The sequence below is a fragment of the Photobacterium sp. HL06 genome (assembly GCF_059552575.1).
In genome coordinates, this window is sequence record NZ_CM183915.1 from 610,636 (window position 1) to 633,905 (window position 23,270).

Below are 23,270 nucleotides of genomic sequence, written 5' to 3' on the forward strand. Positions count from 1 at the left end.
TGTCCACTTCTCTTCCGCCTATTATTTTGTTTTATTCAGTGAATATTGGGGATAGCTGGCTAGCAAGCTGCCATCAAAATCGATAAGAAGGACATGTATGTCCAGCGCTTGTGTTGTGTATTGGTTTGCATGTTCATGCGCTTCGCGACACAAGCGATTAAGGTAAGGTTGCGAGTCAAGATCACGCACCTGATCTAATACGTACCGGCCTGTATTAGCTAATGAAATGTCTTCACAAACTGATTGAGGAATATTCTCCTCACGAGCGAGATCGCTGAGCTGCTGAAAGTCAATCGCGTGCCCGGATACGTGTGTCATCATTCGACCGGATACCAGCTTCGCCATCTTGCCAATCATGGCAACCAAGGTGACCTGTTTGATCTCATAGCGCTTGGCAGCACGAAGGCCGACACCGATAAAGTCACCCGCCTGAATAAAGTCCAGCTGGGATAACGCCGGCAACAGTTTCATGGCTGCTTTTTCAGAGCGGCTGCCAGTGGTTAACACAACATGCTCACTGCCATTGGCCTTAGCAATTTCGATAGACTGGCGAACGGATGCCGCAAAAGCCGAAGTGGAAAATGGCTTAACCGTTCCTCTGGTACCTAGAATAGAAATACCGCCAATGAGGCCTAAACGATCATTGATTGTTTGCTTGGCTGCCTCTTCACCGCCGGGTACACAGACTTCCAGCTCAATCCCAATTTCTTCACGCAGCAAGGCACTTGCTTTTAACCACTCAAGCTCGGCCATCTCATAGATATTTTTTCGTGGTACCGGATTAATTGCAGGTTCACCGACTGCGAGCTCAAGGCCCGGCAAGGTCACTGTGGCAACCCCTTTTCCTCCAATAATTTGAATACCTGGACTATTTTTCCAGCGAGCAATGCACTGAATTTCTAAACCATGAGTACAATCTGGATCATCTCCGGCATCTTTAATAACACCTGCAATAACTTCATCAACACCTTCCAGCCGTACGAGTTTAAATGTGGCTAATTCCCGATTGGGTAGTTCTATTTCAATCTCGGAGAAGTGCTCCTGAGAGATAAGTTTACGAGCCGCAGCCCTTGCCGCCGCAACAGCACATGCCCCGGTGGTATAACCGCCTCTCAAGTCGGATTTATTTCGAGAACGCTTTAGCTTACCCATCAGCTAATACTCTCTGGATCGCCTTGAATCACTAACTCATCCGCGCCCGATGACACTAAAGTCAGCCTGCCTTTTTCCAACCGATACTCGATATTCGTCAGTGCGCTGCGCAACTGCTCATCGTGACTGATCAAAATAAGAGGCATAGGTAGGCTATTGATAATATTGATAAACAACTGATATTTTTTGTCATCCAACCCATTCGTCGGTTCATCGAGAAGAAGCACATCAGGCTTCATCACCAGCACTGTCGCCAAGGCGGCCAATCGTTTTTGCCCGCCCGACAACCGGTAGCTCACTTCATTCGCCAAGTGTTCAATGCCCAAACGCCTTAGCGTCAGCAGTGACAACTTCTCCGCTTCGTGTTGAGAAAGCCCCTGGTTAATAGGTCCAAAGCAAACATCTTCCAAAACCGTCGGACAAAACAGCTGATCGTCAGGATCCTGAAAAACCAACCCCAAGCGTGTTCGCACCGCCGCAAAATCGGCTTCTTTACAACAAGCCTGGCCAAACAGCTTGATCTCACCTTCCTTATGCGGCAAAAGGCCTAATATCAGCTGCAGGAGCGTACTCTTGCCACTACCATTGCTGCCTGTGATCGATACTTTTTGAGAACCATCCAGACGGAAGTTCAGGCCGTCAGCGCAATGGGCACCGTTTGGTCTTTTATAGACAACGTTATTTAGCTCGATAAGAGTCATCACAGCGCACCTCCTGCCAGGAAAAAGTGATAGATATATGGGCGCAAATACTCTGCGCAAAAGATGGCTGTCGTTAACAGAAAATAGCCTGTTAATTGCCAGCTAAACGCAGCCTTTTTGTCTTGATATAAGGTTGCAGGGAATTGCCCTTTATAGCCTCGGCATTTCATCGCAAACCAGATGCGATCCGCTCTGGCTAACGCTCGAACCAGAAGCATCCCGAACAAATAGCCATAGCTGCGCCAGTTATGCAGCGTTGGGCCGTTGCCAAATCCTCTTGCCAACATGGCCGTTCTCAAGCTGGTGATTTCTTGCTGCATCACACTGACGTATCGAACACAAAATTGGAGCAGCAGGATAAATTTGCCTGGCACCTTCAACCTGGCCAGTGCTTTAGATAGCTCTAATCCCGATATGCCGTGACACTGGCTAATCATCACAATGGATGAAACCGTTGATTTAATGAAAATATCTTGTGCCTTTGCTAGACCAAAAACCGACAGTTCCAATGGCCCCACAGTCATGACTTCGTTGCCGACAAATGAAAAAGGCAGAGGCAATACCGCTAAAATAACGACACTGTCAATCAACAGCAGTCGCTTTAATCCCGCACGCAATCCCATCGAACTCTGCTTCCAAAAAAGCAGAGCCATCAGGAAATATCCGAGATGAGAGATATCACTCTCCGACAACACGGTTGCAGCAACGACAACAAACGCCAGGAGTAACCGGTGATGTGTGACAAGTGAATGGCTATCCCTTGCTAGAGAACCACCTGAAAGAGTGATATCCATCATTTACGCCTTTTTTCTGGTAACGAGGACGAATAGGCCAAAAAAGCCAAAAATAAACCCGATACCACCTGCGATATCGCGGAAACGCGTTTTCGCTTCATACTGTTCTATTTGACTTCTCAGCGGACGAATAGCATTTGCAATTGCCCGTTGAAGATCAGCATTGCTTTGTTGGTTACAGTTACTGCTAGTCTCTATTTCTGCTTGATTGGCAGAAGTGTTAGCCACACTTGATGGTTCATTTTCGGGATCAGCAAAAGGAAACTCGCTGCTGTCGATATCAAACGTTGCTACGTGTCCCTGCCCGCCGTCAGCTTTAACCTGATAAGAATCTGCCTCAACATTTTTGAACGTAAAATTACCGTCAGAATCGCTGGCTACTGTCGCCAATACGGTATCGTCACGAAGAAGTTCTATGGTTGCATTGGCAACTTTCCCGCCACCTGCAAAATAGGCTTCACCAATAACGTCCGCTCCTTCAACGAAAGCAAACACTCTCATTTGATGCGCATAACTTAATTGGCTCACGCTCAGCAGTAACAAAGCCAACAGCAGCTTAATCAATCTAAAATCAACTCTCATCGTGCTCACCCTTCACTCCCTGGCTCTACCGCTTTATTCATGTTGCACACTACCTCGGGGCGAATCTTTTTGATTAGTGAAAAGCTATATGCACAGATAAAACCTTCCAGTAATGCAACGGGCAAATGTGACGTTAATACCAAGGCGGCACTGTTCCAAAATACTTCACCGGAAAGAGTGAGAGAGAATGCAACCAACACACTGGTAAGCACGACGGAGCCAAAACCGGCTATAAATCCGACCGCACCTCCCGAATATTTATGCACTTTAGATGATAGAATCAGATGAACTAACACCGCGGGTAAAGCAATATTGACCAGGTTTACGCCCAAGACCACGATGCCGCCGAAGCCCAGAAACACCCCCTGGAGAACCAGCCCGACTGCAACCACCGGAAAAGCCGACCAGCCAAGTAATAACCCCAGCAACCCATTAAAAATAAGGTGTACGCTCGACGGCCCAACGGGTATATGTATCAACGAGGCGACAAAAAAACAGGCAGCTAAAACAGCAGCTTGAGGTATTTTGTTATCATCTAGCTGACGCAGCCCGTATACGGTTCCTGCCACGGCAACAGCTGCGCCAATAGCTAAAACAGGAGTGCTCAGTACACCATCAACAATATGCATGCTGCTCTCCTATTCAAAATCCTTCGTTTGTAGCCAGATCACTCCCGCTTGCTCATAGGGATAGGATTGGCCATCAATCTCGATAGGCTCATCCGCACCAATTAGGGCAGCAATCCCCCACCAACCCGCTTTTGGCAGTGTTACCGAAAACTCACCGTTGGCATTTGTGGTTGTAATATGTTTTCCGTAAGCATCAGCGATAATTGGAACGTTGGATTTATTGTCATATTCCACTTCAACACTCACGCCCGTAGCTGGCTTACCATTTTTTAATACCCGGCCGGTAAACACACTGTTTGTCCACAGTCCAAACGGCCTTGTTAGTGGGATAATTTCTACCGGAGTATTTAACTGCGGAGCCCACTCTTCTCCGGCCGCGTAAGTATCCATCACCACTTTGGCATATTGAGCAATAGCGATATTTTCAGATTTCTCTATATACGAAGCCTGGTTAACATAAAAAGTATAAGTTCCAGGTCGTTTAAACTGATGTTTTAAAGACCATGCCTTTTTATTTTTAATCGATATTTCGTCCAATTTATCGGAAAGAATTTCTTTTTCACCCTGATGCCAATAGCCAATTTCAGCAGGTTTTTCAATAGCCATGATTGGCCCTTGAGTCATAGGGTGAGTAAAGTAAACATCAAAGTTTTGTGTACGCTCTATTCCGCTTTCAATGACTTGATTTTGCGGGGTAATAGCAAGAAAGTGCCCCCAGGAATTAAAACTGGCACATATAGACGCAATAACAGGAAAAAGGATTGTTTTTTTCATAACACGATTCACGTTGAGTTATTAATACCCCCCAATAATTCTGTGCATACGAAAGCAACAATTATCAATTTCTGAGTGGTCCCGCCCAGATTATTGGAGATAAAAACTATTAGCAGGTTCTGGCTTGCGGCGCTGTTACATACAATTAAATAACAGAATTCCGCTTACAGTTGCGGGTACAGCTTAGGCTTCAAACCTAATTCACTTTTAACTCAAACGAGCACTAAATAGTGCTAATTAGTCTGTCACAGAGAATTAATTACAAAATTGATTAATATCAATTTTATTAAAAAGGTGAAAATCAAAATCAAGATTTTCATAATATCCGATACATTTAATCCCGAGTGTAAAATCACCTCTAGACCCTTTATATTATTGGGATTAGCGCAATTTCACCCACGTTTAGATTATTGGATTTCCGATACATTTAGTTATTTACAAATTAGTGATCACCATCACAACTCTTTGCTAAATACTACATTGAACGGCAAATTTCACGTCGAAGTAATCACTCATGCGCATATAAATGAAGAAGCTTGAAAGTAATTTCTTGTGTTAGATCAACTCAACGGGAATTAACGCCCTCACTCTCGAAGAATAGAACCTAACCGTATGTACCAGCCAGTACATATGGTTTAAACTAGGCCAATATGTACCGATGGGTACTTAAATTTATCAGTGAATTGAGGGGGCTGCTGGTGTCGTCGATAAGAGAGGAACGATGCTGTTCAGCCCTAACATATTGGTTCAATGTAGGAAATTGAGTATGAGACGCTCTAATTCTAGCGCTTCCAAGCTAATTACCCTGTTAGCCTGGCTAAGTTTGTTATCCGCCTTTTTAGTTGGCCACTTCGCGGCAAAGACCAACTATATCCACTTGTTATCAAAGCACTTTCCTGACTCCACATTTTCCAATGCGCCGAATAGTGACAATGGTCCGCGTGCCTTCCTGCGCTATCACGAAGAGCTGGCCGAGCCTGAATTGTTCTTGATTGCTGAAGGCCAAGGCTTTGGCGGACCACTCACCCTGGCAGTGAAAACCACCGAGAAGGAAAGCGATAGTTATATCAATGAAGTCATTTTGCTCTCCGACCGTGAGACGCCACCTTTCGTCGCACGCCTTGATAAACACAACTTCTATCGCGAGTTTATCAGCAAGGATGTCAGCGGTAACTTTATTCTGGGCGATGATATCGATGGAGTTTCCGGCGCAACCGTTTCTGCCCAAGGGATCACCAAGGCCGTGCAGGAAGCCATGCATCTCAGTGCCGTTGAGCGACTGGGGATGACGCCAAGCTGGGAGGAGGAAAAATGGCAGCTGCAGCTCAATGACGGCCTGCTCCTGTTACTGGTTATCGCGGTGCTCTATACCAGTTATACCAATAACACGTTCAGCGCCAAACTCAGGATGCTGATCCCCTTTGCCAGCTTGGGGTTTATCGGTTTTTATATTAACTCTTCCCTAAGCATCGGTTCGCTGGCGGGCCTCGCTATGGGCTATATTCCCAGTCCGAAGCAGCACCTGATCTGGTGGATCATGATGGGCTCTGTTCTAGGTGCCATTTTGTTGCTGGGCAAAAATATCTATTGCGGCAAACTCTGCCCGTTCTCCACGGTACAGATGTTGCTGCACAAGATAAGCGGCTTTAAGTTTGCCATCAGCCGAGATGTTACTAAATATGCGCGTCGAGGGATCTTATTCCTGATCTGGGCATCTTTAATGATGATATTCTTATCTCACCACCCGGCAATGGGCTCCTACGAACCCTTCTCTATGATGTTCTCTCTCGAAGGAATGGGAATGCAATGGTATGTATTGCCGTTATCATTATTCGGTGCTTTGTTCATTCCGGACTTCTGGTGCCGTCTATTCTGCCCTGTCGGTTTTAGCCTCAATAGCTTAATTCGTTCTCGCCAGCAGGCTATAACGACATTCAGTAATATGACAAAAGCTAAACCTATTGCAAAAGCTGAACCTATTGAAATCCAACCAGCTCCGCAAGATAACCGTACGGCACGGAGGAACAATGGCTAAATCAACCCGCACCCGAAACAAACCGAAAAAAAGCGAGCAAATGTTCGGCAAGCTATTGGCCGGTGCCACCTTGACCCTGATCCTGCTCTACTTTTTCCAATCAGCTTTGCTCATCGCCGAGAAGAATCCGCTCGAGGCCGCTGTGGCGAACTACCACCAACAAGTTCAGCTAGAAAAACACTAATCGAGCAATATGCCATTACCTGATGGTACAAAACTAAAGAGCCGCACTGTTCGAGTGCGGCTCTTTAAGCCAAACGACTTCTAGATGAAGTGATTTGGGTATAATCCAGCCAAATAGCGTTACTTTTTAAGTAAGATTGGGATTAACTTTTCGGCTATTTCTTTATGTGCATGGGGATCTCCCTGCATCACTCCTCCCCAGACATGATGACAGAGTAAAGCCTGGGCACGTATTTCCTGTTCGCCCTCATCAAACCCCGCATCGGCAAAAGCCTGACGGAACACTTCCATCCGCCGATGGTAAATACTCTCGAACATCGCTTTTGCCGACTTGTCATGACTGGCCCAGGCACCGATTGCCAGCTCATATTTCAGCAGATCATTCCCCATAACGGTATTATTAATAGCCAGCAAGCGCTGTGCTGGCTCAAGCTGCGGCAGTTGCGGATTTTCAGACACCACAAAGGTGAACTCCGAGGCCCAATAGTCAAGCAAATGATCCAGCAGATCTTGCCTGTCTTTAAAATGCCAGTAGAAGCTGGTTTTGGCGACACCCACCGAACGCGACAAACTACTTATCGTGAGCTTGTCCACTCCTTGCTCAGCCAACATATTTAAGCCTGCTTCCAGCCACTCTTCTTTTGAAAAACGCTGACGCTTCACTTTTTCCGCCATCTTAATGTCCATACCCCAAAAGTGGTTTTTGTTCTAAATCAATAAAACATCTGTTTTCAGATTGAATGCTACATTTTTTGAACCCCCTCTATGTACCACATAGTACATAGAGGGTACTATTCTTATCGCTATGTACCGTGCGGTACTTAAATTAATTGGTAAGCGAACGCGCCCATTATCCCTGATTAGTTGCAGATGGTTAACCCATTTCTCAACACCAATAACATACGATGGGCCAAACGCTTTCCCCTGTAAGCAAGCAGTGAGGAAACTCTTAAAATGAAAAAGACTGTTCTTTCTCTCACCCTGGCAGCCACCGCATTCTGCGGTTCTGCTGTGGCAAAGAAAATGCCCGATCCCTACACCGAGGCCGGACCTGCCATTCAAGTTCGACAAGGCATCCACCAGTTGATGGGCGCCACCCTAATGGATGCTGGTGCCATTGCTACTGGGCAAAAGGAATGGAACGGCTTTACCCTGCTGAACCGTGTTGATGGCCTGGCTCAAGTTACTCAGATGTACAACGCCTTTTTCTTTGTTCCGGGATCATTCGAGCAGAGCAATACCGTTGATGATCTGCTTGAGCGTAAAACAGAATTTCAGAGCCACTCAAAAGCACTGCAAAATGCAACGTTCGGCCTTCGAATGGCAGTTCGGAACCACGCTCCTGCTTCCAGCATGAAAGGTTTTGTAACCACCATTAAAGCCTGCAATGCCTGTCACCAGAGCTTTATGAAACCGGGGACGGAAGTGATCTTACCGCTGCCTGCACTAGATGCTGCAGCTGCGCACTAATCACTGCTGATTCATACCGAGATCAAAACCTACGTATAGAAACAAAGGCAATTCCCATGAAAGAGATTAAGCCAATATCCCTCGAAACTGATGAACAAAAAGTCAGCTACGGCATGGGGTGGCAGTTTGGCCGCCACCTGCTGGCACACAATTTTGACGGTTTGGATATGGAAGCCACTTTCGCCGGTGTGTTAGATAGCTTCAACGAAAAAGAAGCACCAGTCACTGATCAGGAAGTAGAAACGGCATTCAAAACCATTGCTGCCCGTGTAGAAGTGGCTCGTCAAAAAGAAGCGGCAATACTCGCGGGTCGAAGCCAAGAGTTTATGGCGGAAAACACCTTGAAACCAGGGATCATCACCACCGACAGCGGCTTGCAATACAAGGTGGTTGAAATGGGTGAAGGCCGCCAGGCCGGCCTTGTGGACAACGTTATTGTTCATTATCACGGCATGCTGATCACCGGCGATGTCTTTGACAGCTCTTATGAGCGAGGCGAGCCTGCTGAACTCCCGATCCAGAGTGTGATCCCAGGCTGGACCGAAGTCTTACAGATGATGCCTGAAGGCTCTAAGTGGCGTGTTTACGTGCCCGCAGAATTGGCTTACGGCGAAATGGGCAAACCACCGAAAATTCCGGGTAACGCGGCCCTGATCTTCGATATTGAGTTAATCCAAGTTGTTTAACCTTTGTTTTCCAACATTTTTTTATTCCCTTTTTTATAAAGAGAATGGTGCTTTATGACAAATCAAGTAGAAAACCAGAACGTGGCCGATCAGATAGACGACGATCTGCCGAATATGTCTCGCCGCGGTTTCTTTAAGAAAACCGTACTCGGCGGCGGTGCAGCGATGCTGACCGGTGGTGCTGTATTAGGCGCATCGAAAACATCCTTAGAGGGCTCGACCAATACCCCAGGGATCGAAGTTGACAAAAACTTTAAGCCTAAAGATCAGCGCGACGTTATGCTGTGTCATGCAACAAGCCCTCATCTGTCAAAAGTCAGAAACCCTGAGCGTGCCGAGCAATATGCACGTCTGTGGAAAAAAGATTTTAACTTCAATGATGCGATCCAGACGTTCGAAAATCGCGATCACTTCGACAACAATAAAGTAGGTTACGGTCAGGCTGACCGCGCTATCGGTCACGCAGCCTGGTATCCATTGGTTGTTGCCAAGTCACGTGCTTCAGCCTTTACCCAGCCAAACACCCCGATGCACAGCTGGGACCAGACTGACGTCGTTGAGGAGCAATTTGATTGGGGAAGCGGCAAGCGTGCTGCTGACATGATCCGCTCTACCGCTCGCCTGTTTGGTGCCACACGTGTGGGTATTTCCAAATTCGACAAGCGTTTTGTTTATGATCCGCTGTATGACGCAGTTGATGAGCGTACCCTTTCCTGGGAAAAAGATTTCCCGTTCAAGCCCAAATCGGTGATCGTTATCGCCACGCCGATGGACTACGATAACGTTGCTACCGCACCGTCCTGGACTTCCGAAGGCGCAACCGGTAACGGCTATAGCGACATGGGTAAAATCGCCTGTCAGGTTGCTAAGTTTATTCGCGGCTGTGGTTACAACGCCGTGGGTGCCGGTAACGATCTGGCCAACTCTGTCGCCTACGCTATTTTGGCAGGTTTAGGCGAAGGGGGCCGCAACGGCTCTTGTATCATGCCGGGTGTGGGTCCGCGAGTACGTATTTGTAAAGTATTCACCAACATCGACTTTGAAGATGCTTACGATCAACCTCACACTTGGGGTATCCGTGAGTTCTGCAAGAGCTGCATGAAATGTGCCGAAGCCTGCCCTTCCGGCGCCGTTAGTAAAGATGTGGAGCCAAGCTATTACCCAACTTATGAGTTTAGTGATGAGCCTGATTACACCTGGAACAACCATGTGGGGATCAAAAAATGGCACTCCGATGCGAAACGTTGCTTTAACTTCTGGATGGACAACGATACTTCATGCCTGAACTGTGTAGCCAGCTGTACCTTTAACGAACCTGATTTCTGGCACCACTGGTTCATCATGGCGATTAACCCAATGATGCCGAAATTCATCCACTCGTTTATGGCCGAAGCACACCCAGCCTTTGGTTACGGCGGTCAAAGCCGTACACCTATCCCGGTCAAGGTCGAGAAATTCTGGGCATCTGGCGAAGGAATGCGTACCAACACATCCATGAAAAATAACATCGGCACTGCCGGTAAAGCCTAAGGAGAATAACTAATGGAAGCACTACAATGGTTCTCGCTGGGGGTTATCAGCATGCTGGCAATCAACGGTATGGTTTACGCCCAACAGGTGATCAGGCTTAAGTGGTACACCCTGCCACTGCTTTTGATTGGTGTGCTGGATATGCTGTTCGGTATTGCCTGGTGTGGTTCTTCATTCATTGAAGGTTATCCGCAATCAGGCGCTATGGGCCTATCTATTTTCACAGGCTCTGGTTTGCTGTTGATTGTCATGACCTGGCGCCACCTGGTCGTGCCTGGCCTCAAGGCTGCCAAGTAATAGCTATGGGGGCTCGGCTGTATTATTTAATCAGCAGCTTTGCCCCCAATTACTTGCACTACACTGAGACTGTTTCTGAACTTTATAATTGATCTTTATCAATCGTCGCTTTTATAGGGTTATTTGTATCCGAAAATGGCCAGTATTTACCTTTTCACCATTCACTGACTAACTACCATTGATGATAAATATTTTCGCTTGGGAACCTAGGGCACGTCCCGTAATTATGTTGCAGTCATCGCAGCAGCTATTTAGCCCATTGGTAGATAAATTATGGCCAGAAATTCAAAAAGAAAATCTAATCCGCTAATTGAAAAAATATCCTCAATAGTTTCGATAATTATACTTATCGCAGCCTGGTGGTTCGGTGGGCTAGAAATATCGCAGCGTCAGTTGGCAATGCTCGATTCTTTAATAGAAAAAAATCAACAGCTGATCAAAGTAGAAGAAAATCTATTCCAAGTTATTGAAGGTGAAGAAATTAAATCCTGGCTAGGTATCGGGACTGGTATCGGCTATGGCGGTGAGCTGAATATTGCATTAAAACTCGATACTAAAGGTATCGTTCAACAAGCCAGTCTTTTATCGATAAAAGATACGTCGTCTTATGTAGCTAAGGTAATTGATAGTGGCTTGGTTAACAAAATATTAGGCGCAACCAGCCGAAATCTCATCCATGTTGATGGCATCAGCGGCGCGACGCTCTCCTCTAACGGTATTTTGCAGGCGGTGAATGACGCAGCAGATCCTGTCAGGCAACAGATCTTTGACTATCAACTAAAAGAGCAAGCTAGCCCATTAGATACGATTGATATCTTGGATGCGCTGGCCGTTATCCTGTTTGGCTTAGCAGTCTTTATCAGTCGTTCCGGCAGCATCCACAAAGTAAAAATGCAGTGGACACTAATGATAACGTCACTGGGAATCTTTGGCTTCTACTCAGCTTCGCTGGTGTCATCCTCTACCATGGGTATCCTGGTGTCGGGCTCCTGGACATCCGGCTTGGGTAACTACACTGCTCTTGTTTTATTGGTACTCAGTATTGGTTATCTATTGCTGTTTAACAAAAACCTCTATTGTCAGATGCTGTGTCCGATGGGGATCACCCAACAGTGCCTGTCCAAGCTGACCAACTCAAAGGCGATCAGCCTGAAGCATAAAGCCTTTCAGTGGTTCCCGCGTGTTCTATTGCTAACCACGCTCGCATGCGGACTGTATTTCAGAAACCCGTCTGCATTTAGCTACGAGCCGTTCGGCATCATGTTTGGCATGGTGGGCTCGTTGTACCTATTTATCCTGACGTTGTTGGTGTTAATTACCTCTTTGTTTGTTCACCGTCCCTGGTGCAAAACCTTGTGCCCAATTACAGCGATGACGGACTACATCGTATTCCTCAAAGATTGGTACAAGCAGGCAACCAAACCAAAAAAGAGAAATAAAATTGCCAACACCGCTGTTAATAAGCGGCCAGCGGCTGAACAGCTGATCACCGTAAAAGTAGAGGAGGCATAATCGTGAGAAAGAAAATGCTAATCACCTTCTACTGTATCGTTGCCGGCTTAATTCTATTGACCCTGAGAGATGATCTCAGCGCTGCATACTACGCAAACCGCTCTCAAGCACCTCAGTATGTTTTCTCTTTGGAAGCTCAAATCAGTGATGAAGAGAAGAATGAGCAACTACGAGAAAATATTCTTCAATGGGCCAAAGAGTATGACTCATCAAAAACTGCTAACTACCAATAAGGAAAGGTTGTGACAAATCCAAACCGAGAAAAGTCGGCCTCTCTACAATATGGGACTGATATCCAGATCATGGATGGGAATGAGGCTGCAGCCTCTGTTGCCTATCGCTGTAATGATGTGATTGGCATCTATCCCATCACCCCCTCTTCCGCCATGTCTGAACACTGCGAAGAATGGAGCAATAACAAGCAACCTAATTTTCGAGGCGTCGTTCCCAGCATATATGAGATGCAGTCTGAAGGGGGCGCGGCAGGCCTTTTGCACGGCGCACTGAGTACGGGCTCTTTAGCAACGTCATTCACCTCTTCTCAGGGATTATTATTGATGATCCCGAACATGTACAAGATCGCCGGCGAACTGACGCCGTTTGTACTACATGTTGCCGCTCGAACCATCGCCACGCATGCCTTATCCATCTTCTGTGATCACTCGGATGTAATGGCGGTAAGGCAAACGGGTTTTGCCATTCTAGCCAGCAACTCGGTACAGCAAGCTCATGACTTTGCCCTGATAGCACAAGCGGCAACACTGAAAAGCAGGATCCCTTTCGTGCATTTCTTCGATGGTTTCAGAACCTCCCATGAGCTCAACCATCTTAACTACCTGCATGATGATGTTCTCAAGCAGATGCTCAATCCGCAGCTAATTGAGCAAAACTACGCGAGAAGACTGACACCTGATGCACCGAGCTTAAAAGGGTCTTCACAAAACCCTGATACCTACTTTCAGGCAAGAGAAGCGGTTAATACCTATTACGACAACTGCCCAGATGCGGTTATTGAAGCGATGGACAAATTTGCCCAACTCACCGGACGTCAATATAAGCCCTTTGAATATTTTGGTGACGATTCCGCAAATCATTTGATTGTAATAATAGGCTCAGCTTGCAGTACGGTGAAAAAGGCTGTCACTGCACTGCAAAGCCAAGGCGAAAAAGTGGGCGTGCTATGCGTCCACCTATTCAGGCCATTTGCGGTTGAGCACTGCATCAAGAGTATCCCAGATAGTGTTGAAACCATTGCTGTACTGGATAGGACCAAAGAGCCTGGAGCAATTGGCGAGCCGCTCTATCTTGATATAGTGACAGCAATCAGCCATAGCTGGAATGAGTATTACAACACCGCCCAGCCGAAAGTGTTGGGGGGACGATATGGGCTCTCTTCAAAAGAGTTCACACCTAAACATGCTGAAGCGGTATTCAACGCGCTCATTACCCATAAACTCAACCACAATTTTACTGTCGGTATCGAAGACGATGTTACTCGCCTCTCATTACCGCTACCGGAAAAATCCCAGGTCAAAGACTCTACCCATCTTAATGCGATGTTCTTTGGCCTTGGCTCAGACGGGACAGTAGGGGCCAACAAAAATACCATCAAAATTGTCGGTAACGACAGCAACTGGTTTACCCAGGGCTACTTTGTCTATGACTCCAAAAAGTCAGGCGGGATGACCACTTCCCACCTGCGTTTTAATGACACCCCGATTGATGCGCCATACCTTATTGAAGAAGCAGACTTTCTTGGCTGTCATCAATTCAGCCTGCTTAAGAACAACGATGTACTTTGCTACGCCAAACAAGGTGCAACGGTGCTATTCAATACAACCTATTCGGCCGCTGAACTATGGCACCAATTCGGACATAGAGAACAGCAACATATTGTCAAAAAAGGGCTCAAGGTTTACACCATTGATGCCACCAAGCTGGCAATCGAGAAAGGCATCAAGGGGCGGATCAACAACATTATGCAGCGCGCCTTTTTTCTGCTGACCGAGCTGATGGATCCCAGCCAGGCGCTTGAACAGCAAAAGCAAGCGATCACTAAAACCTATCAAAACAAAGGTGAGGCGGTGGTACGTTCAAACCTTGCCGCCGTGGAAGACACAGAATATAAGCTGCACACAGTCGTCATTGAGCCTGATAACCTGAATGACCCGATTACCGCTCCTACAGTATCGAGCAAAGCACCTGATTTTGTAAAAAAAGTCACGGCGGAATTGATGCACGGCAGAGGCGACCTACTGCCCGTGAGTGCCTTCCCTGTAGATGGTGCCTGGCCAACCGGAACCAGCAAATGGGAAAAACGGGATATCGCATCATCTGTCCCGCAGTGGAATGATGATGCCTGTACCCAGTGTAATATCTGCAGCCTGGTTTGCCCTCACTCGGCTATTCGATCCAAAGTGGTTAGCAATAATCTACCACTAGATAAAGCGCCAAACTCATTTAAAACCACTGACTATAAATTGCGTGATTTCCCGGGCGAGAAATACACCCTTCAGGTATCCCCTAAAGACTGTACGGGGTGTCAGCTCTGCGTAGAAATGTGCCCCGCCACCAATGACGATCCTGCTCAGAGTGCTCTGGCAATGGTCGCCAGAAATGAAATTTCAACCGAACAACAGATAAACTTCGAGTATTTCACCCAGCTTCCTGAGCTTGAACCGATAGACATCAAGCGCATTGATGCCAGAAGCAGCCAGCTTCTGGAGCCGCTGATGGAGTTCTCGGGAGCTTGTTCTGGCTGTGGCGAAACGCCATACATCAAACTGCTTACCCAGCTCTATGGCGATCACATGCTGATCGCCAACGCCACAGGTTGCTCATCTATCTACGGCGGCAACTTACCCACGACCCCTTATACCCAAAATGCTAAAGGTCAGGGGCCAGCATGGGCAAACTCACTGTTTGAAGACAATGCAGAGTTTGGCTTGGGGATGCGCATGGCGGTCGATAGCGACAATACATTCGCTCTTCACCTTCTGGAAAAGGAAAAAGGAGAGCTCCCGGAAATACTCTACAAGGAGCTTGTCGATCTCGCTGCAGATTCATCAATAAAAGGGATTGCTGCGCAACGTGAAAATGTCAAACAGCTGAAGTTGATGGTCAGGGAAAATCACCCTCTCCAGCTGCACGCAGATGCGCTGGTTGCCAAAAGCGTCTGGATCCTCGGTGGTGACGGCTGGGCATTTGATATCGGATTCGGCGGCCTAGACCATGTTCTGGCCAGCGATAAAAACATTAATGTCCTGGTCCTTAACAACCAGGTTTATGCCAATACCGGCGGCCAGCAATCAAAGGCAACACCAACGGGTGCCATTGCCAAATTTGCCAGTGAAGGCAAACAAATCGCAGGTAAGGATCTGGGTATCACGACAATGATCAATGGTAATGCGTATGTCGCCACCGTCGCACTTGGTGCCAATATGAACCAATGCCTCAAGGCGATACAAGAGGCGGAAGCCTATCCCGGCCCTTCTCTGATCATTGCTTACGCATCCTGTATTACCCACGGTATCAATATGTCGCAGGGTGTCGAGCAACAACAACAGCTGGTTGATAGTGGTTTATGGCCGCTGTACCGATTCGACCCTCGCCGTAAAGCCAAAGGGAAAGCCGCACTTCAACTCGATTCTCGCCCGGCCAAACAACAGGTCAGTGAATTTGTTGAGCTGCAAAACAGATTTAAGCAGCTTTCTGCAAGGGATCACCAGAGCTATCTGGACCGAGTCGATTCCCTGCAGGCACAAGCCGAACATAAACAATCCCTGCTAAATCAACTAGCAGGTTGGAAATAAAGTAGAGAGAAAACAATGGAAAATATTGCTGTTATCTATGGTAGTGATTCAGGTTCTACCAAAAAAGTAGCCGCTCAAATTGCAGAAAAGTTCAACGTGGCTAGCCAGGATATCGCTGATATCGATGTTGAAGACTTACCGCAATATGATCTGGTTATTATGGGGACCCCAACCGTTAACCGTGGTGAGGTTCAGGCAGACTGGGACTACGCCTTAAATGAAATTGAAGATCTCGACCTAGCAGAAACAAAAATCGCTATTTTCGGACTAGGCGATCAACTGGATTATGCCGATACATTTGTCGACGCAATGGCAGATCTTGCCGATGTGTGTGAAGACGCAGGCGCTGAAATTATTGGCCAATGGCCAACCGAAGGCTACGAACATAGCGAATCTCGCGCCGAAGAAGACGGTGAATTTCTTGGCCTGGCAATTGATGTTGAGCGCCAAGCCGGACTTACGCAACAACGCGTAGAAAAGTGGACAGATCTTCTGAAAGTGTCACTGTAAGTAAAATGACCTCCGGCAAAGCCGGAGGCCGTTGAATTTTTAGCAAGCTGTTACATTAATAGCCAATCCGCCGAGTGACGTTTCCTTATAATGATTCATCATGTCCAGCCCGGTTTGGTGCATAGTTTTAACTACATCATCTAACGAAACATGGTGAGACCCATCACCGCTCAGTGCCAGACGGCATGCATTGATCGCTTTTACCGCCCCCATGGTATTCCTCTCGATACACGGTACCTGCACCAAGCCATCGATCGGATCACAAGTTAACCCGAGGTTATGCTCCATTGCAATTTCAGCAGCGTTTTCTACCTGCTCTGGTGTCCCGCCCAGCACTTCAGTCAGCCCCGCGGCCGCCATAGAGCATGCGACGCCAATTTCTCCCTGGCAACCCACTTCAGCAGCGGAAATGGATGCATTGGCTTTATACAGCGATCCTACCGCTGCAGCCGTTGCCAGAAAATCATGGATACCCTTTTGCACGTTATCCTGATCACTGTGAGTAACAAAATGTATGTAGTAAGCCAGGACGGCGGGGATCACCCCAGCAGCGCCGTTGGTAGGCGCAGTCACCACTTTGCCTCCTGCGGCATTCTCTTCATTCACCGCCATTGCATACAAGTTTACCCACTCTTGTGAGTCCACCTGCTCACCACGTTCCTGCCTTGCCTTCAAATCCTCATGGATTTTATTTGCACGACGTTTGAGCTTGAGGCTGCCAGGTAATACACCGGTTTGTGCAATACCCCGTTCAATGCATTGATCCATTACTGACCAGATATGATCCAATCCAATTCGCGGATCTTCAGTGCTACGCGCCTGTTCATTGGCTAGCATAATTTCGGCAATGCTAAGCTGATGTTCCTTGCATAGCGCTAACAATCGGTTTCCCGAACTAAACGGATAAGGCAGAGTTGATGTCGAAGCCGTCTCTTGTTCGCTCGCCCCTTTGGCGACTATCGCGCCACCGCCGATCGAGAAATAGGTTTTCTCGGCAACGACTTTACCCTGATGGTCATACGCAGTACAGGTCATGCCGTTAGGGTGCTCAGGAAGAAAGGTTTCGTTGTGGAAAACAATATCTTGTGACCAGTCGAAAGGAACAAAACGCTGGCCTGCCAGAGGCAGGTCACGGGAACCTTTCACCATACTCACCATGGTTGGAATATCATCAGCTTCTATGGTCTCAGGCAATTCTCCCATTAGCCCCATCACACAAGCGATATCCGTCGCATGCCCAAGCCCGGTAAGAGCCAGAGAGCCATAAAGGTCAACCCTTACTTTAAACGTTTGTTCAAGTAATTCCTGCTCTTTTAAAAAAGAGGAAAACCCTGCAGCCGCTGCCATCGGTCCTACAGTATGGGAGCTGGAAGGTCCAACTCCCACCTTGAATAGCTCAAAGATACTATGTGGCATTTACCTGTCTCCATGCTTATCTATCGGGCTAGGGCTGCTGAGCCCACCATGATTCTTAACAACTGCGAAACATATTAGACAAATTCCACCAATACATCCAAAGGTTTCTTTTAGGAAACTTAACCTACCTCACACTAGCGAGATAAATCATAACTATTATTTCTTCACCATTTTTACTATAAGGTCAGTGTGTGAATTTTATTAATACCAATAAATATCAATAATTTATGGTTAGGTACGGAAGAGTTAAGCGCAGGAATCCTGTCGATCTAAGAACTGACTAAGCTGGGACAATTAATTGTTAAATTAGAAAAGAGTTCATAGCCTTCCAATATCAGGCATTCCATCGGAGTCGCGATCGACCGGGACTCGAACGGGGGCGCCTAGCTCCGAGACCAAGAGGCCGAAGGGCTCTCGGGAGCGTAAATAACAAAAAACCCTGCCATTTCTGACAGGGTTTCTTATGTTGGCGGAGCGGACGGGACTCGAACCCGCGACCCCCGGCGTGACAGGCCGGTATTCTAACCAACTGAACTACCGCTCCAATTCTGTATGAAACTCGATGGAAACCATCCAATTTCTAGAATGTGGCGGAGAGATAGGGATTTGAACCCTAGATACGCTACAAACGTATGCCGGTTTTCAAGACCGGTGCTTTCAACCACTCAGCCATCTCTCCGTAAGTGCGGTGAATAATACGCAGCACTTAGGTTATTGTAAAGTACCAAATTATCTAACTGCTCAACAGATAACCATTTTTGATGATTTTTTTCTGTTTTTATTTAGCTCTGTACAAAAACCAGCGACTAAGGCCAATAATTAAACGCAATGGTCGGTTAAAAGAGGCTCCATCGGTAATTTTTCTTGCACACCAGATCCCCAAAAGGCCTTATTTTGTAATCGCTCGCCACTGATTAGCTGGCGTAAAGCAACCGGATAAAGGCTATAGGCTTCAACTTCTTGCTTGTGAACCCATAAAAATTCAAGGTGAGGCTCATTAGAAGTAACAGGCACCTTCGATGACAGATCCGTCTCAACATGAAAAAGTAAATTTACTTCGGCATTGAGTACACCGTTTTCTTCCCACTCATTTTCTGCAGCACCGATAAAGTCCCCCACTTCGCCATCAATGGATGCCTCTTCCATTAATTCACGCTTCAGCGCCTCTTTAGCCGGTTCTGCAAACTCAATATGGCCGCCGGGCAGGAAAGTCATCGTGTCGCCAACCCCTCTGACCAATAATACATAGTCTCCTGAGGTGATGATCCCTCGTGCTAAATAGTGAAATGCCACTGTTTATTTTTCCCAGTCCGTTTATCAAACTGGCTAATAGTAGCGGTTTTACACAATCTGTAACAGAGACGGGGAACTCTTCGGGGTCCCATCCCATTATGCTGCAACTATAGTTATGCTAGTCTCGAACCTTCATACCAAAACAGATAACTACAACGATGAAAATATTCAGTAATTTTGAAAGCGGCAACATTAATGTTGTCAAAGCCGACAAACCGGAAGATATCCAGCTAACCATTCCTAATGACAACCAGTCCGAATTTTACCAGTGGTTTCACTTTCGCCTGGAAACACAGGCGCAAACAGAGCACCACATCAAGCTCCTGAACCTGGCTAAATCTGCCTACCCTGAAGGCTGGCAGGGCTATGACGTGGTGGCATCGTACGATCGTGAAGAATGGTTCCGAATTCCTGCCGAATTTGACGGCGATACCCTAAGCTTCAAAGTCATCCCTGAATACGGCTCAATGTACTTTGCCTACTTCGCACCATACAGCTACGACCGTCACCAGGACTTGCTGCACCAGGCACAAACCCACTTTAACTGCCAGCTTGAAACACTGGGCAGCACTATCGATGGCAATGACATGAGCCTGCTAACCATTGGTGAGCCCTCTGACGAGAAGAAAAACGTCTGGATCATCGGTCGCCAGCACCCGGGGGAGACCATGGCTGAATGGTTTATCGAAGGCTTGCTGCAGCGCCTGCTGGATGAAACCGATACTGTCGGACGCGCCCTGCTCGACAAGGCGGTATTCCATATTGTGCCAAACATGAATCCGGACGGCAGTATCCGTGGCCACCTTCGCACCAATGCCATCGGGGTAAACCTGAACCGAGAATGGCAGACACCGTCAATAGCGAAAAGTCCTGAGGTATATTTAGTCCGCGAGCGTATGCTGCAAACCGGCGCTGATATGTTCCTGGATATTCATGGTGACGAGGCTATCCCATACAACTTCCTTGCAGGCAGCGAAGGCGTTCCGTCTTATGATGAGCGAATGGCGAGCCTTGAACACAAATTCAAGCAGGCACTACTGACCATTACCCCTGAGTTCCAGGATGAGCATGGTTATGACAAAGACAAGCCGGGCAAAGCCAATCTTACTGTTGGTTCTTGCTGGGTAGCAGAACAGTTCAAGTGCCTGTCTTACACGGTTGAGATGCCATTTAAGGATCACAACCTACAGCCAGATAGCTTCTATGGCTGGTCACCAGAGCGCAGCGTTGCCTTTGGTCAGGATATGCTGGCAGCAATACTGGCCGTTGCTAACGATATTTAATCAGCAGCAAATGACAAACAGGCTGACCATTGCTGGCCAGCCTGTTTAGAGCGGCTTCCTCTTATGACGAGCATTAATTAAATCCTCAATCTGCTTTTGCTCTTTTTTCGCCTGCTCATAGTGCTGCTTAGCTTTCCAGCGTTCCAACACCGTTTCCAGCCCCTTCACCTTGGCATGACTGGCTTCGAGCTGAGATTTAGCTCGCAGGCACTCGGCATCCATCACCGCTTTTTCATGCTGATGGTGGTGGAGCATCCGGCTGAGCATCAACTGTACACTGGCAGTATTCTGCAAAACGGTGCTGCTCATTATTGCCGTGCCATTCACCCCTAACGCCTGACAACCTGTTTTCAATAAACCAAGGGCATCCAGTTGTTGTTGGAAATAACTTGCTTGCTGCTGCTGTTGTTCAAAAACCTTACCCTGGCGATCACGGTTTTGCTCGGCAATTTGCTGCAGCTTACTGACAGCTCTCACTTTGCTTTTCACCAGCTACTCCTATTGGCCTTATTCAGCCTATCCTGCTTGCTGGCTAAACAACTGAGCCAGATGAGTCAAGCTAGTTGGGTAATCAGTCACTTCATCCACCGCTTGCAGCAGAAACGCTTTCAGTTGCGGCTGAAGTGCCACGGCTTGATCGAGCTCGGGATCTTGCCCCGGCTGATACCCCCCTAACGGCAGTAATTCTTTTACTTGCAGGTAGTTAGCATTGAGTTGCCGGAACTGGTTCGCCACTGTGACATGTGCATGTTCAGTACAGTTACTCATACACCGACTGATGGACGCATTGATATCAATCGCCGGATAATGTCCTTGCTCTGCAAGCGTTCGGGATAACACCACATGACCATCAAGAATGGCACGAGCAGAATCAACAACCGGATCTTGCTGATCATCCCCTTCTGCCAGCACGGTATAGATTGCGGTTAAGCTGCCCTCAGGATGCTCACCGTTACCGGCACGTTCCAATAGTTGGGGCAGCAGACTGAACACCGATGGCGGATAACCCCGCGAGGCCGGTGGTTCGCCTAACGATAGGGCTATTTCACGTTGGGCCATGGCGTAACGGGTAAGTGAATCCATAAGCAACAAGACATCTTTGCCCTGATCGCGAAAATACTCTGCGACACGATGGCAAAGCTTGGTAGCACGCAGGCGCATCAATGGCGATTCATCGGCTGGCGCCGCAATAATTATGGCGCGCTTTAGCCCTTCCTCACCTAGATTACGCTCGATAAATTCACGTACTTCACGGCCACGCTCACCAATTAACCCCACCACAATCACATCTGCCGTGGTGTTTTTGGTGATCATGCCCATCAGCACACTTTTACCGACACCACTGCCCGCCATCAGACCAATCCGCTGGCCTTTACCCAATGTTATCAAACCATTAATGGCACGTATTCCCACATCCAGCGGGGTATCGACCGGGCGGCGCTTCAGCGGGTTGATCGGGCGAGGCTCGAGAGAGACGCGTTCCCCCCCTTTCAGAGGGATGCCGTCATCCAGCGGATCCCCCAACCCATTGAGCACACGTCCCATCCAGTTTTCACCGATGTGGACCGTACTATCACCATCAAGCGGGATCACTTTGGCACCTGCAAACAAACCGCCAAGCTGGCGGATCGGCATCAGGTAAGTAATGCTGTGATCAAAGCCCACCACCTGAGCCTCAATCATTTCACCATCGTCGGCTTCGACCAGGCAACGTTGTTCCAGCTTAAATCGACAGCCTACTGCCTGTAACATCAAGCCGTTAACTTTCACCAAACGACCGGTAACCCGGGCAACAGGAATCGACTCTAGCGAGGCCAACGCATCATTGAGTCTATCTGCCAATAAACCGTTACTCACCTGCCATCTCCTGCGCAGTGATGGCTGATGTTTCTACTGTGTGTTCACCATCCAATAAGTGTTCGCGCACGTTTTCCATGCAGGCTTCCAACCGGGCATCACAGCTAGCATCTGCCTCGGCATTATCGGTAACTAACTGGCAGCCGCCGACAGGCAGCTCATTGTTGGCGACTAATTTCCATGCTGCCGGTAAATTGGGATTGATATTGGTGATCCGCTCTAAATCCTGAGGATTGAGGTGCACCACCACTTTCTCTGTTTTGCCAGGTAGAGCCTCGAGCGTTTCATCCACCAGCGCCAATATTTGCTGGGGCATCAAGGTCAACTCGGCGCGGATCACTTGCTGGGCGACTTTCTGCACCAGCTCACAAATAAATTGGCGCTGCTCGCGCTCTTTTTCAGCCTGCCATGAGGAGATTTTGCCAAACAGGGTATTCACCGGGTGAACGGCTGCAGTAAAGATATCTTTGCCAGCTTGCTCACCATTTTTATAGCCTTGTTGAAAGCCTTCTTTTTGCCCTTCCAGCAAGCCTTGATGCTTGCCCTGCTCTATACCTTGGCGTACCCCCTCATCATGACCTTGCTGCAGTCCTTGCTGAAAACCCTCTTCTAATCGCTGCTGCAATTCGAATTGGTTATCTTGCCAGCTCTCCCCTTCGTCAAAGGTGGTCAGTGCAGTCTCTTTCACCGGCTCAGCAACGGGCGGAAAACGATGCGAACGGTACTGGCCGGGTTGAAGCCGCATGACTTTGGT

Annotated in this window: 23 protein-coding genes, 2 tRNA genes and 1 riboswitch; of the genes, 11 read left to right on the plus strand and 14 right to left on the minus strand. The window is 47.7% G+C overall.

Annotated features, from left to right (window positions below; genetic code table 11):
- Positions 1 to 21: 21 nt before the first annotated feature.
- The 6 genes from AC51G0_RS21245 to AC51G0_RS21270 are packed head-to-tail and all read right to left on the minus strand — an operon-like array spanning position 22 to position 4,632.
- Entirely contained in the window at positions 22 to 1,152 is a 1,131-nt protein-coding gene (locus AC51G0_RS21245; protein WP_496303641.1) for a cobalt-precorrin-5B (C(1))-methyltransferase, read from the minus strand.
- Positions 1,152 to 1,853, minus strand: a complete 702-nt coding sequence (locus AC51G0_RS21250) for an energy-coupling factor ABC transporter ATP-binding protein (protein ID WP_496304167.1) — start codon at positions 1,851 to 1,853, stop codon at positions 1,152 to 1,154. The genes AC51G0_RS21245 and AC51G0_RS21250 overlap by 1 nt, the downstream gene beginning before the upstream one ends.
- Positions 1,853 to 2,650, minus strand: coding sequence for an energy-coupling factor transporter transmembrane component T family protein (locus AC51G0_RS21255; protein WP_496303642.1), 798 nt, complete (start codon positions 2,648 to 2,650; stop codon positions 1,853 to 1,855). Before AC51G0_RS21255 ends, AC51G0_RS21250 begins: the two co-directional genes overlap by 1 nt.
- Positions 2,651 to 3,229, minus strand: coding sequence for a NikL family nickel/cobalt ECF transporter subunit (locus tag AC51G0_RS21260; protein WP_496304168.1), 579 nt, complete (start codon positions 3,227 to 3,229; stop codon positions 2,651 to 2,653).
- Between the two features lie 5 nt (positions 3,230 to 3,234).
- Positions 3,235 to 3,858 (minus strand): cobalt transporter CbiM, encoded by a 624-nt coding sequence (gene cbiM / locus AC51G0_RS21265; RefSeq protein WP_496303643.1) that lies wholly within the window; start codon positions 3,856 to 3,858, stop codon positions 3,235 to 3,237.
- Positions 3,859 to 3,867: 9 nt separating this feature from the next.
- On the minus strand, positions 3,868 to 4,632 hold the full coding sequence (locus AC51G0_RS21270) for a DUF4198 domain-containing protein (protein ID WP_496303644.1): 765 nt from the start codon (positions 4,630 to 4,632) through the stop codon (positions 3,868 to 3,870).
- A gap of 94 nt (positions 4,633 to 4,726) precedes the next feature.
- A riboswitch (cobalamin riboswitch) is annotated at positions 4,727 to 4,875 on the minus strand.
- A gap of 523 nt (positions 4,876 to 5,398) precedes the next feature.
- Here AC51G0_RS21270 and AC51G0_RS21275 point away from each other — a divergent pair.
- Complete coding sequence (locus AC51G0_RS21275) at positions 5,399 to 6,667, plus strand: FMN-binding protein (protein WP_496303645.1); 1,269 nt, start codon at positions 5,399 to 5,401, stop codon at positions 6,665 to 6,667.
- The gene (locus tag AC51G0_RS21280) at positions 6,660 to 6,851 is read left to right on the plus strand and encodes a hypothetical protein (protein ID WP_496303646.1); all 192 of its coding nucleotides are present in this window, start codon (positions 6,660 to 6,662) and stop codon (positions 6,849 to 6,851) included. Before AC51G0_RS21275 ends, AC51G0_RS21280 begins: the two co-directional genes overlap by 8 nt.
- Before the next feature lie 119 nt (positions 6,852 to 6,970).
- On the opposite strand, the gene AC51G0_RS21285 is transcribed toward AC51G0_RS21280, so the two are convergent.
- Positions 6,971 to 7,525, minus strand: coding sequence for a TetR/AcrR family transcriptional regulator (locus AC51G0_RS21285; protein WP_496303647.1), 555 nt, complete (start codon positions 7,523 to 7,525; stop codon positions 6,971 to 6,973).
- Positions 7,526 to 7,804: 279 nt separating this feature from the next.
- Here AC51G0_RS21285 and AC51G0_RS21290 point away from each other — a divergent pair, with 279 nt between their 5' ends.
- From AC51G0_RS21290 to AC51G0_RS21325, 8 genes are all read left to right on the plus strand, one after another.
- Positions 7,805 to 8,320, plus strand: coding sequence for a cytochrome c (locus tag AC51G0_RS21290; protein WP_496303648.1), 516 nt, complete (start codon positions 7,805 to 7,807; stop codon positions 8,318 to 8,320).
- A gap of 56 nt (positions 8,321 to 8,376) precedes the next feature.
- On the plus strand, positions 8,377 to 9,006 hold the full coding sequence (gene bamJ, locus AC51G0_RS21295; protein WP_496303649.1) for a BamJ family beta-barrel-assembly machinery protein: 630 nt from the start codon (positions 8,377 to 8,379) through the stop codon (positions 9,004 to 9,006).
- A 54-nt stretch (positions 9,007 to 9,060) separates the two neighbouring features.
- The gene (locus tag AC51G0_RS21300) at positions 9,061 to 10,536 is read left to right on the plus strand and encodes a reductive dehalogenase (protein WP_496303650.1); all 1,476 of its coding nucleotides are present in this window, start codon (positions 9,061 to 9,063) and stop codon (positions 10,534 to 10,536) included.
- A 12-nt stretch (positions 10,537 to 10,548) separates the two neighbouring features.
- Entirely contained in the window at positions 10,549 to 10,833 is a 285-nt protein-coding gene (locus AC51G0_RS21305; RefSeq protein WP_496303651.1) for a VcrB family reductive dehalogenase putative membrane anchor, read from the plus strand.
- 273 nt (positions 10,834 to 11,106) lie between these two features.
- Positions 11,107 to 12,345, plus strand: coding sequence for an FMN-binding protein (locus AC51G0_RS21310; RefSeq protein WP_496303652.1), 1,239 nt, complete (start codon positions 11,107 to 11,109; stop codon positions 12,343 to 12,345).
- A 2-nt stretch (positions 12,346 to 12,347) separates the two neighbouring features.
- Positions 12,348 to 12,578 (plus strand): hypothetical protein, encoded by a 231-nt coding sequence (locus AC51G0_RS21315; protein WP_496303653.1) that lies wholly within the window; start codon positions 12,348 to 12,350, stop codon positions 12,576 to 12,578.
- Between the two features lie 9 nt (positions 12,579 to 12,587).
- Positions 12,588 to 16,157, plus strand: coding sequence for a pyruvate:ferredoxin (flavodoxin) oxidoreductase (gene nifJ / locus AC51G0_RS21320; protein ID WP_496303654.1), 3,570 nt, complete (start codon positions 12,588 to 12,590; stop codon positions 16,155 to 16,157).
- A gap of 15 nt (positions 16,158 to 16,172) precedes the next feature.
- Entirely contained in the window at positions 16,173 to 16,667 is a 495-nt protein-coding gene (locus AC51G0_RS21325) for a flavodoxin (RefSeq protein ID WP_496303655.1), read from the plus strand.
- 39 nt (positions 16,668 to 16,706) lie between these two features.
- Here the strand turns inward: AC51G0_RS21325 and AC51G0_RS21330 are convergent, their stop codons facing one another.
- From AC51G0_RS21330 to AC51G0_RS21345, 4 genes are all read right to left on the minus strand, one after another.
- Positions 16,707 to 18,083 (minus strand): L-serine ammonia-lyase, encoded by a 1,377-nt coding sequence (locus AC51G0_RS21330; protein WP_496303656.1) that lies wholly within the window; start codon positions 18,081 to 18,083, stop codon positions 16,707 to 16,709.
- Between the two features lie 467 nt (positions 18,084 to 18,550).
- Positions 18,551 to 18,627, minus strand: a tRNA-Asp gene (locus AC51G0_RS21335).
- A gap of 44 nt (positions 18,628 to 18,671) precedes the next feature.
- Positions 18,672 to 18,762: transfer RNA gene (locus AC51G0_RS21340), tRNA-Ser, on the minus strand.
- 140 nt (positions 18,763 to 18,902) lie between these two features.
- Positions 18,903 to 19,376 (minus strand): NUDIX domain-containing protein, encoded by a 474-nt coding sequence (locus AC51G0_RS21345; RefSeq protein WP_496303657.1) that lies wholly within the window; start codon positions 19,374 to 19,376, stop codon positions 18,903 to 18,905.
- 158 nt (positions 19,377 to 19,534) lie between these two features.
- Here AC51G0_RS21345 and AC51G0_RS21350 point away from each other — a divergent pair, with 158 nt between their 5' ends.
- A complete protein-coding gene (locus AC51G0_RS21350) occupies positions 19,535 to 20,659 on the plus strand; it encodes a M14 family metallopeptidase (RefSeq protein ID WP_496303658.1) in 1,125 nt (374 codons plus the stop codon).
- A gap of 45 nt (positions 20,660 to 20,704) precedes the next feature.
- Here the strand turns inward: AC51G0_RS21350 and fliJ are convergent, their stop codons facing one another.
- From fliJ to fliH, 3 genes are read right to left on the minus strand one after another with little or no spacing between them, the layout of a single operon-like run.
- Positions 20,705 to 21,148, minus strand: coding sequence for a flagellar export protein FliJ (gene fliJ, locus AC51G0_RS21355; protein WP_496303659.1), 444 nt, complete (start codon positions 21,146 to 21,148; stop codon positions 20,705 to 20,707).
- A 27-nt stretch (positions 21,149 to 21,175) separates the two neighbouring features.
- Entirely contained in the window at positions 21,176 to 22,516 is a 1,341-nt protein-coding gene (fliI, locus tag AC51G0_RS21360) for a flagellar protein export ATPase FliI (protein WP_496303661.1), read from the minus strand.
- Complete coding sequence (gene fliH / locus AC51G0_RS21365) at positions 22,509 to 23,261, minus strand: flagellar assembly protein FliH (RefSeq protein ID WP_496304169.1); 753 nt, start codon at positions 23,259 to 23,261, stop codon at positions 22,509 to 22,511. The genes fliI and fliH overlap by 8 nt, the downstream gene beginning before the upstream one ends.
- Positions 23,262 to 23,270: the final 9 nt, after the last annotated feature.

Excerpts from the sequence above, each read along its gene's own strand:
- AC51G0_RS21245 (WP_496303641.1), bottom strand. The coding sequence starts at position 1,152 with ATGGGTAAGCTAAAGCGTTCTCGAAATAAATCCGACTTGAGAGGCGGT.
- AC51G0_RS21250 (WP_496304167.1), bottom strand. The coding sequence starts at position 1,853 with ATGACTCTTATCGAGCTAAATAACGTTGTCTATAAAAGACCAAACGGT.
- AC51G0_RS21255 (WP_496303642.1), bottom strand. The coding sequence starts at position 2,650 with ATGATGGATATCACTCTTTCAGGTGGTTCTCTAGCAAGGGATAGCCAT.
- AC51G0_RS21260 (WP_496304168.1), bottom strand. The coding sequence starts at position 3,229 with ATGAGAGTTGATTTTAGATTGATTAAGCTGCTGTTGGCTTTGTTACTG.
- cbiM (WP_496303643.1), bottom strand. The coding sequence starts at position 3,858 with ATGCATATTGTTGATGGTGTACTGAGCACTCCTGTTTTAGCTATTGGC.
- AC51G0_RS21270 (WP_496303644.1), bottom strand. The coding sequence starts at position 4,632 with ATGAAAAAAACAATCCTTTTTCCTGTTATTGCGTCTATATGTGCCAGT.
- AC51G0_RS21275 (WP_496303645.1), top strand. The coding sequence starts at position 5,399 with ATGAGACGCTCTAATTCTAGCGCTTCCAAGCTAATTACCCTGTTAGCC.
- AC51G0_RS21280 (WP_496303646.1), top strand. The coding sequence starts at position 6,660 with ATGGCTAAATCAACCCGCACCCGAAACAAACCGAAAAAAAGCGAGCAA.
- AC51G0_RS21285 (WP_496303647.1), bottom strand. The coding sequence starts at position 7,525 with ATGGCGGAAAAAGTGAAGCGTCAGCGTTTTTCAAAAGAAGAGTGGCTG.
- AC51G0_RS21290 (WP_496303648.1), top strand. The coding sequence starts at position 7,805 with ATGAAAAAGACTGTTCTTTCTCTCACCCTGGCAGCCACCGCATTCTGC.
- bamJ (WP_496303649.1), top strand. The coding sequence starts at position 8,377 with ATGAAAGAGATTAAGCCAATATCCCTCGAAACTGATGAACAAAAAGTC.
- AC51G0_RS21300 (WP_496303650.1), top strand. The coding sequence starts at position 9,061 with ATGACAAATCAAGTAGAAAACCAGAACGTGGCCGATCAGATAGACGAC.
- AC51G0_RS21305 (WP_496303651.1), top strand. The coding sequence starts at position 10,549 with ATGGAAGCACTACAATGGTTCTCGCTGGGGGTTATCAGCATGCTGGCA.
- AC51G0_RS21310 (WP_496303652.1), top strand. The coding sequence starts at position 11,107 with ATGGCCAGAAATTCAAAAAGAAAATCTAATCCGCTAATTGAAAAAATA.
- AC51G0_RS21325 (WP_496303655.1), top strand. The coding sequence starts at position 16,173 with ATGGAAAATATTGCTGTTATCTATGGTAGTGATTCAGGTTCTACCAAA.
- AC51G0_RS21330 (WP_496303656.1), bottom strand. The coding sequence starts at position 18,083 with ATGCCACATAGTATCTTTGAGCTATTCAAGGTGGGAGTTGGACCTTCC.
- AC51G0_RS21350 (WP_496303658.1), top strand. The coding sequence starts at position 19,535 with ATGAAAATATTCAGTAATTTTGAAAGCGGCAACATTAATGTTGTCAAA.
- fliH (WP_496304169.1), bottom strand. The coding sequence starts at position 23,261 with ATGCGGCTTCAACCCGGCCAGTACCGTTCGCATCGTTTTCCGCCCGTT.